The organism is Mycobacterium sp. E2462 (genome assembly GCF_001672685.1).
Lineage (GTDB): Bacteria > Actinomycetota > Actinomycetes > Mycobacteriales > Mycobacteriaceae > Mycobacterium.
This window is the reverse complement of sequence record NZ_LZKC01000121.1, coordinates 1-7,762: the sequence shown is the minus strand read 5'-3', so window position 1 is coordinate 7,762 and position 7,762 is coordinate 1. Positions and strand designations below refer to the sequence as shown.

The 7,762-nt window shown below is 70.8% G+C and carries 9 protein-coding genes; 3 read left to right on the top strand and 6 right to left on the bottom strand.

The window, feature by feature from the left end:
* From A5714_RS25140 to glpX, 3 genes are all read right to left on the bottom strand, one after another.
* The coding region (locus tag A5714_RS25140) for a hypothetical protein (RefSeq protein ID WP_197513563.1) at positions 1-189 on the bottom strand (189 nt) is incomplete at its 3' end.
* Positions 190-257: 68 nt separating this feature from the next.
* Complete coding sequence (locus A5714_RS05690; RefSeq protein WP_068283589.1) at positions 258-1,679, bottom strand: class II fumarate hydratase; 1,422 nt, start codon at positions 1,677-1,679, stop codon at positions 258-260.
* Positions 1,680-1,705: 26 nt separating this feature from the next.
* Positions 1,706-2,758 (bottom strand): class II fructose-bisphosphatase, encoded by a 1,053-nt coding sequence (glpX, locus tag A5714_RS05685; protein ID WP_068064638.1) that lies wholly within the window; start codon positions 2,756-2,758, stop codon positions 1,706-1,708.
* 55 nt (positions 2,759-2,813) lie between these two features.
* Here glpX and A5714_RS05680 point away from each other — a divergent pair, with 55 nt between their 5' ends.
* From A5714_RS05680 to A5714_RS05670, 3 genes are read left to right on the top strand one after another with little or no spacing between them, the layout of a single operon-like run.
* Entirely contained in the window at positions 2,814-3,512 is a 699-nt protein-coding gene (locus A5714_RS05680) for a DUF4245 domain-containing protein (protein WP_068204928.1), read from the top strand.
* 11 nt (positions 3,513-3,523) lie between these two features.
* Positions 3,524-4,321 carry a dienelactone hydrolase family protein gene (locus A5714_RS05675; protein ID WP_068283587.1) on the top strand — a complete coding sequence of 266 codons (798 nt, stop codon included), beginning with the start codon at positions 3,524-3,526 and terminating at the stop codon, positions 4,319-4,321.
* A gap of 9 nt (positions 4,322-4,330) precedes the next feature.
* Positions 4,331-5,869 (top strand): carboxylesterase/lipase family protein, encoded by a 1,539-nt coding sequence (locus tag A5714_RS05670; RefSeq protein WP_068283585.1) that lies wholly within the window; start codon positions 4,331-4,333, stop codon positions 5,867-5,869.
* Between the two features lie 9 nt (positions 5,870-5,878).
* Here A5714_RS05670 and A5714_RS05665 read toward each other — a convergent pair whose 3' ends face one another.
* The 3 genes from A5714_RS05665 to A5714_RS05655 all read right to left on the bottom strand — a co-directional run.
* The gene (locus A5714_RS05665) at positions 5,879-6,973 is read right to left on the bottom strand and encodes an NAD-dependent epimerase/dehydratase family protein (protein WP_068064650.1); all 1,095 of its coding nucleotides are present in this window, start codon (positions 6,971-6,973) and stop codon (positions 5,879-5,881) included.
* Between the two features lie 73 nt (positions 6,974-7,046).
* Entirely contained in the window at positions 7,047-7,283 is a 237-nt protein-coding gene (locus A5714_RS05660) for an exodeoxyribonuclease VII small subunit (protein WP_068283582.1), read from the bottom strand.
* On the bottom strand, positions 7,273-7,762 hold a 490-nt coding region (locus A5714_RS05655; protein ID WP_304528504.1), incomplete at its 5' end, for an exodeoxyribonuclease VII large subunit. The genes A5714_RS05655 and A5714_RS05660, both read right to left, overlap by 11 nt.

Genomic DNA, 7,762 nt, shown 5'->3' with positions numbered 1-7,762 from the left:
CCCCGGGGGCGGGGGGTAGCCGCCCTGCGGGTAGCCGTAGGGGCCGCCCTGCGGGTAGGGACCGGGGCCGCCGCCCTGCGGGGGCGGGCCCCACTGCGGTTGTTGCCCTTGCGGATTGGGCCCGTAGGGACCCTGGCCATAGGGGCCGTAGGGGTCCTGGCCTGAGGGGCCGCCGGGAGGAGCCGTCATCGCCGAATCACCGTTACTCTCTTCTCGCCTTGACGTCGCCGCCCCGTGCGTCTCGGGGTGGTCCCGCGCTAGTCCTGCGGCTGAACCCGCGCCATCGCCAGCACGTCGAGCCGGCGGTCCAGCTCTTCCTCGGACAGTTTGTCGCCGATCAGGCCGCGGTCGATCACGGTCTGCCGAATCGTCTTGCGCTCCTTGAGCGCCTGCTTGGCCACCGCGGCGGCCTCCTCGTAGCCGATCGCCGAGTTCAGCGGCGTGACGATCGACGGTGAGGACTCGGCCAGCTCGCGCAGGTGCTCGACGTTGGCCTTGAGCCCGACGATGCAGCGCTCCGCGAACAACCGCGAGACGTTGCTCAGCAGCTTGAAGGACTCCAGGATGTTGCGGGCCATCATCGGGATGTAGACGTTGAGCTCGAAGGCGCCGGACAGGCCGCCGACGGCCACCGCCGCGTCGTTACCGATCACCTGGGCCGCGACCTGGGTGACCGCCTCGGGCAGCACGGGATTGACCTTGCCCGGCATGATCGAGCTGCCCGGCTGCAGGTCCGGCAGCTGGATTTCGGCCAAGCCGGTCAGCGGGCCGGACCCCATCCAGCGGACATCGTTGGCGATCTTGGTCAGCGACACCGCGATGGTGCGCAGCGCGCCCGAGGCCTCCACCAGCCCGTCGCGCGCGGCCTGAGCTTCGAAAGAGTTGGTGGCCGTGCGCAATTCGCTGAGGCCGGTCGATGCGATCAGCGTCTCGACCACCTTGGCGCCGAATCCCTCGGGGGCGTTGAGGCCGGTGCCGACGGCGGTGCCGCCGATCGCCAGCTCACCCAGCCTCGGCAGCGTGGCGCGCACCCGCTCGATGCCGGCCTCCACCTGCCGGGCGTAGCCGCTGAACTCCTGACCGAGCGTCACCGGGACCGCGTCCATCAGGTGGGTCCGGCCGGACTTGACGACGGTGTGCCATTCGCGGGCCTTGCCGGCCAGGGCTTCGTGCAGCACCTCGAGTGCCGGGATCAGATGCCGCACAGCCGCTTCCGTCGCTGCGATGTGGGTGGCGGTGGGGAAGGTGTCGTTGGACGACTGCGACATGTTCACGTCGTCGTTGGGGTGCACCTTGACGCCGTTGCGCGCCGCGATGGACGCGATGACCTCGTTGGTGTTCATGTTCGAGCTGGTGCCCGAGCCGGTCTGGAACACGTCGATCGGGAACTGGTCGTCGTGCTGGCCGTCGGCGATCTCGGCCGCCGCGGCGATGATCGCGTCCGCCTTGTCCGGCGCCAGCAGGCCGAGGTCCTTGTTCACCTGGGCGCAGGCACCTTTCAGCAGCCCCAGCGCGCGGATCTGCGTGCGCTCCAGGCCGCGGCCCGAGATCGGGAAGTTCTCCACCGCGCGCTGAGTCTGGGCACGCCACAAGGCTTTTGCGGGCACCCGGACCTCGCCCATGGTGTCGTGTTCGATGCGGTAGTCGGTGTCGCTGTCGTTACCGGCGGGACTGGCCATGGATTGCGTCTTCCTCGCTTCGTGGTTCAGGGCAGGGGATAGGCGGCGGTGCTGTCGCCGGTGAAATCGATCGCGGAATACTCGTTGAGCTTGGAAAGCCGGTGGTAGGCCTCGATCATGCGCACGGTCCCCGACTTGGACCGCATCACGATCGACTGGGTGGTGCAGCCGCCAGGGTAGTACTGCACGCCCTTGAGCAGGTCACCGTTGGTGACGCCGGTGGCGCAGAAGAAGACGTTCTCCCCGGACACCAGGTCCTCGGTGGTCAGCACCTGGTCGAGGTCGTAGCCCGCGTCGAGGGCCTTCTGGCGCTCCTCGTCGTCCTTGGGCGCCAGCTGCGCCTGGATGGCGCCGCCCATGCAGCGGATGGCGGCCGCGGCGATGATGCCCTCCGGGGTGCCGCCGATGCCGGCCAGCATGTCGGTGCCCGACAGGTACCGGCACGCCGAGATCGCTCCGGCGACGTCGCCGTCGGTGATCAGCCGGATCCGGGCGCCGGTGTCGCGCACGTCGGAGATCAGCTGGGCGTGCCGCGGGCGGTCCAGGATGCACACCGTCATGTCGCGCACCGACAGGTTCTTCACCTTGGCCACCGCGCGGATGTTCTCGGCGATCGGGGCGGTGATGTCGAGCACGTGCGCGGCCTCCGGGCCGACGGCGATCTTGTTCATGTAGAACACCGCCGACGGGTCGAACATCGCGCCGCGGTCGGCCACCGCCAGCACGGAGATCGCGTTGGGCATGCCCTTGCTCATCAGCGTCGTGCCGTCGACCGGGTCCACGGCGAAGTCGCATTCCGGGCCGTCGCCGTTGCCGACCTCCTCGCCGTTGTAGAGCATCGGCGCGTTGTCCTTCTCGCCCTCGCCGATCACCACCACGCCGCGCATCGACACGGAATTGACCAGCTCGCGCATGGCGTCGACGGCCGCGCCGTCGCCGCCCTCCTTGTCGCCGCGGCCCACCCAGCGGCCCGCCGCCATGGCCCCGGCCTCGGTGACCCGGACCAGCTCCAGGGCCAGGTTGCGGTCCGGGGCCTCGCGCCGCGGCCGTCCGGATGAGCGGTCGCCCTGAACAGTCATGGTTGCCGATTGTCCCAGAAGCGGATCGGTCCGCCGGAACTGGGATACTCGGGGGATGACCGACGAGGCGCACCCCGACGCCGGAACCGCTGGCGAGGCGGCCCCCGGCCCCGGACCCGTGGTGGGACCCGTCGCTCGACCGGCCAAACCGCGACTGCTGCAGGACGGCCGCGACATGTTCTGGTCGCTGATCCCGCTGGTGATCGGCTGCATCGTGCTGGCCGGCCTGGTCGGCACCTGCTCCTTGCAGCTGCACAGCCACCAGGGCCCCATCCCGCCCTACGACGCGCCGGCCGCGCTGCGCGCGGACGCCGCCACGCTCGGATTCCCCGTCCGGCTGCCGCAACTGCCCGCCGGTTGGCAGGCGAATTCGGGCCGCCGCGGCAGCATCCAAGGCGGCCGGGTGGACCCCTCGACGGGGCAACGGCTCACCGCGACGACGTCCACCGTCGGCTACATCACTCCGACCGGTCTGTATCTGAGCCTGACCCAGAGCAACGCCGACGAGGACAAGCTCGTCGGCTCGATCCACCCGTCCGCCTACCCGACGGGGGCGATCGACATCGGCGGGGTGAAGTGGGTGGTCTATCAGGGGGCCGGTCAAAGCGGTGCGGACGCCGAGCCCGTCTGGACCACCCGGCTCAGCGCCCCGACGGGGGCCACGCAGCTCGCGATCACCGGTGCCGGAACCGACGACCAGTTCCGTACGCTGGCCTCGGCGACGCAGTCGCAGTCGCCGTTGCCCAGCCGCTGAAAGGGACTCGCGTGAGCGCACCCCGCGCAGACCTGACCGGATGGTCGCCGGCGCCGTTCACCGGCGGCGGCTACACCCACGACGTCTACCGCAAGGGCGCCGGCCCCGGGGTGGTGCTCATCCCGGAGATCCCCGGCATCCATCCCAGCGTGCTCGGCCTGGGCAACCACCTGGTCGACAGCGGGTTCACCGTCGCCATCCCGTCGCTGTTCGGCGAGCCGGGGCGGGCAAAGACGACCGGCTACCTGGCCGCGACCATCAGCCGTGCTTGTGTGGCAAGGGAATTCGCGGCGTTCGCGACGAACAAGCAGCGGCCGGTGTCGGCGTTTCTGCGGGCGCTGGCGCGCGACCTGAACGCGTCGACGCCGGGCAAGGGGGTCGGGGTGATCGGCCAGTGCTTCACCGGTGGCTTCGCATTGGCCGCGGCTGTCGACGACAGCGTGCTGGCCCCCGTGTTGTCGCAGCCGTCGGTGCCGTTGCCGCTGGGCCGGGCGCGCCGGCGCGACCCGGGCCTCAGCGAGTCCGAGCTCGACGCCGTCGCCGCCCGCGCCGCGGGCGAGGGCCTGTGCGCCCTGGGGTTGCGGTTCAGTGAGGACCCGGTGGTGCCCGCCGAACGCTTCGCTGCCCTCAAGGAGCGGCTCGGCGACGCGTTCGAGGTGATCGAGATCGATTCGCGGCCGGGCAATCCGCACGGCTTCGGCCCGGTCGCGCATTCCGTCCTGACCGACGAGCTGCGCGAGGTCGACGGCCATCCCGCCTACGAGGCCCGCAAGCGCGTCGTCGAGTTCCTCACCGAGCGGCTCACCTAGGACACCCGCATGCCGATCGACGATCTGGTGGTCGAGACCGCGTACGGCCCGGTGCGCGGAGTCACCGAGCGAGGAGCCAAGGCGTGGAAGGGCATTCGCTACGCGGCGGCGCCCGTCGGTGACCTCCGGTTCCGGAGGCCGGTGCCGCCCGCCCGGTGGACCGAGGTCGCCGACGCGACCCGGTTCGGCCCGGCGTGCCCGCAGACGGCGTTCGCCAACATGCCGCTCGACCTGGGCGCCCCGCAGGGTGAGGACTGCCTGCGGCTCAACGTCTGGGCGTCGTCGGACACCCATCCCGGCGCCGGCAGGCCCGTGCTGGTGTGGCTGCACGGCGGCGCCTACGTGCTGGGCGCCGGCAGCCAAGCGCTCTACGACGGCCACCGACTGGTGGGTGGCGGCGACGTCATCGTGGTGACGGTCAACTACCGGCTCGGGGTGCTCGGCTTCCTCGACCTGTCGTCGTTCGACGCGCGCCATTTCGACTCGAACGTCGGTCTGCACGACGCCATCGCGGCGCTGCGCTGGGTGCGCGACAACATCGCGGCGTTCGGCGGCGACCCGCACCGGGTGACGCTGTTCGGGGAATCCGCGGGCGCCGGCATGGTCACCACGTTGCTGGCCTGCCCCGCCGCCGAGGGCCTGTTCGGCGGTGCCATCGCCCAAAGTTCGCCCGCCACTTCGGTTTACGACCGGGCCCGCGCCGCGCGCGTGGCCGAGTCCTTTCTGGACCGGCTCGGCATCGCCGCCGACGAGACGCACCGGCTGTCCGGCGCGCCGATGACGGTGCTCCTGGCGGCCTCGCAAGCGGTGTTCGACGAGGTGCCCGCGCGCAACCCGGGCACGTTGGCGTTCGTCCCCATCGTGGACGGCAAGCTGCTGCACGACTATCCGGTGCGGTTGGCCCAAGAGGGCCGCTTGAATCCGGTGCCGTTGATCATCGGGACCAACAAGCACGAGGCGGCGCTGTTCCGCCTGATCCGGTCGCCGCTGGTGCCGATCACGCCGCAGGCCATCAAATCGATGTTCGCCCAGATCGCGGCCGAGCAGCCGGACCTGCAGCTGCCCACCGAAGAACAGATCGGCCTAGCCTACGCGCGCACCCGGCGCTGGGCGCGCAGCCTGAGCGTCGCGACCGACGTCGGCTTCCGGATGCCGTCGGTGTGGCTGTCCGAGGGGCACAGCGCGGTGGCGCCGGTGTACCTGTACCGGTTCGACTACGCGACGCCGATGCTGCGGGTGCTGCTGGTCAACGCCGCGCACGCCACCGAATTGCCCTACGTGTGGGGCACTCTCGGGGGACCCACAGATCCCATGCTGAAGCTAGGCGGCGCGAGAACCGCCAAGGCGGTGTCGAAGCGGATGCGCACCCGGTGGATCAATTTCGCCGCCCACGCCAAACCCGTGGGCCTGCCGGGGGAGCCCGAGTGGGCGCCCTACCAGGAAGCCGACCGCGCCTGCCTGATCATCGACAAGCGCGACCGGCTGGCCTACGACCTGGACGCGCCGATCAGGGCCGCCTGGGGCAACAAGATGCTGAGCTTCCGTTAACGGGGGGTCTCACGCCGGCGCGGCCGTCTTCTCCTGCGCCGCTTGAGATTTCATCTGCCGGAACATGTCGACGTAGTAGGGCAGGCAGTCCGAGAGCGCCTGCTCGGTGGTGAACAGCGGCCGGTACCCGAGGTCGCGGGTGGCCTTGGCGATGGAGAAGAAGTTGTCCAGGTACAGCCGCTCGACGGCCAGCGGTTCGAGCAGCGGCGCCGGGATGCCGAACCGGAAATGCAGTCGCTGCCAGCCCGTCATGGCCGCGCGCACGAGGGGACCGTTGACCCGCACCCGCGGCCAGCGGACTCCGCACGCCTCGACGACCGGCCGGGCGAATTCGAACATGTTGATCGGATCGTCGTCGTTGATGAAATAGGCCTGCCCCGGCGCGGTGCCGCCGGGGACGAGGTGCTGGGCGGCCAGGATGAAACCGTGAATCAGGTTGTGCACGTAGGAGTTGTCGAGCCGCGCCGACTTGCGGCCGATCAGCACCTTAACGTGACCGGCGATCACGCTTTCGAAGAGCTTGCGAAACATCGTCTGGTCGCCGGGTCCCCAGATGCCGCTGGGCCGGATCGCGCACGTCAGCACGCCGTCAACGCCGTTCTGCCGCAACACAAACCGCTCGGCGAGCACCTTGGTCTCGGTGTAGAGGTCGTTGAACCGGTCGGTGTAGGGCAACGTCTCGTCGCCGCCGGCGATGTTCTGGCCGCCCATCACCACGCTGTTCGACGAGGTGTAGACGAACCGCTGCACGCCGGCGGCCTGCGCGGCGTGCAGGAGGTTTTCGGTGCCCCCGACGTTGACCGCGAAGCTGCGCTGCCGGTAGGCGTCGGTCACCGAGGCGCCGCCCATCAGGTCGATGATGGCCGCGGTGTGAAAGACGGTGTCGACGCCCTCGACGGCCCGGGCGCAGTCGGCGGTGTCGGTGATGTCGCCCTGCAGCACCTCCAGCTGCGGGTGTGCCGGCAGCGCCGACGGCGCTCGGTCGAACGAGCGCACGGCGTGGCCGCGCTCGAGCAGGCTGGTCACCAGGTTGGCCCCGACGAACCCGGAGCCGCCGGTGACCAGGACCCGGCCGAGTTCGGTGGTCAGCGTCGCATCACCCATGGGCCGAATCCTAACTGAAACGTGTTCTAGTTTTCCAATTTCGCGGAAAACCGGGCGGGTAGTACGGGCGGCGTCAGGCGTCGTCGACGTCCCCGGCGGCCAGCGCGTCCTCGATTCGCTTGCGGGCGCCAGCTAAGTGCTCCTCGCAGCGTCGGGCCAGCTGTTCGCCTCGTTCCCACAGCTTCAGCGACGCGTCGAGGTCGAGGCCGCCCTGCTCGAGTTGGCGGACCACGTCGATCAGTTCGTCGCGGCACGCCTCGTAGCCGAGGCTACTAATGGGCGTAACCGCCTCGCCGTCGTCAACCGCCACCGGTGGGCCCCTGACTCAGGGCGGCGACCGCGCCATCGGCCACCCGGACCCGCAGGCGGGTGCCGGCCGCGGCGTCGGCGACGGACCGCACCACGACGGGCGCGCCGTCGTCGGGGACGGCCTGCACCACCGCGTACCCACGGGCCAGCGTGGCCGCCGGACCCAGAGTGGCCAGCCGGGCGCTCAGGTGGCCGACGCGTTCGGTCTCGGCGGCGGCCAGCCGGGAGATGTCGCGGCGTAGGGCCGACCGCGCGCGGTGCACCTCGACGGCGCGCGCGGTCAGGGCCCGCAACGGCTCGAGCAGCACCGGGCGGCTGCGCAGCTGGGTCAGCGCCTGCTGCTCGCGCGACACCCAGCCGCGCAGCGCTTGGGCGCTGCGGCGGCGCAGGTCGTCGAGCAACAGCTGCTCGGCCGCGGTGTCGGGCACCACCCGCTTCGCGGCGTCGGTGGGGGTGGCGGCGCGCAGGTCGGCGACCAGG

Excerpts from the sequence above, each read along its gene's own strand:
- A5714_RS05670 (WP_068283585.1), top strand. The coding sequence starts at position 4,331 with ATGCCGATCGACGATCTGGTGGTCGAGACCGCGTACGGCCCGGTGCGC.
- A5714_RS05665 (WP_068064650.1), bottom strand. The coding sequence starts at position 6,973 with ATGGGTGATGCGACGCTGACCACCGAACTCGGCCGGGTCCTGGTCACC.
- A5714_RS05680 (WP_068204928.1), top strand. The coding sequence starts at position 2,814 with ATGACCGACGAGGCGCACCCCGACGCCGGAACCGCTGGCGAGGCGGCC.
- A5714_RS05690 (WP_068283589.1), bottom strand. The coding sequence starts at position 1,679 with ATGGCCAGTCCCGCCGGTAACGACAGCGACACCGACTACCGCATCGAA.
- glpX (WP_068064638.1), bottom strand. The coding sequence starts at position 2,758 with ATGACTGTTCAGGGCGACCGCTCATCCGGACGGCCGCGGCGCGAGGCC.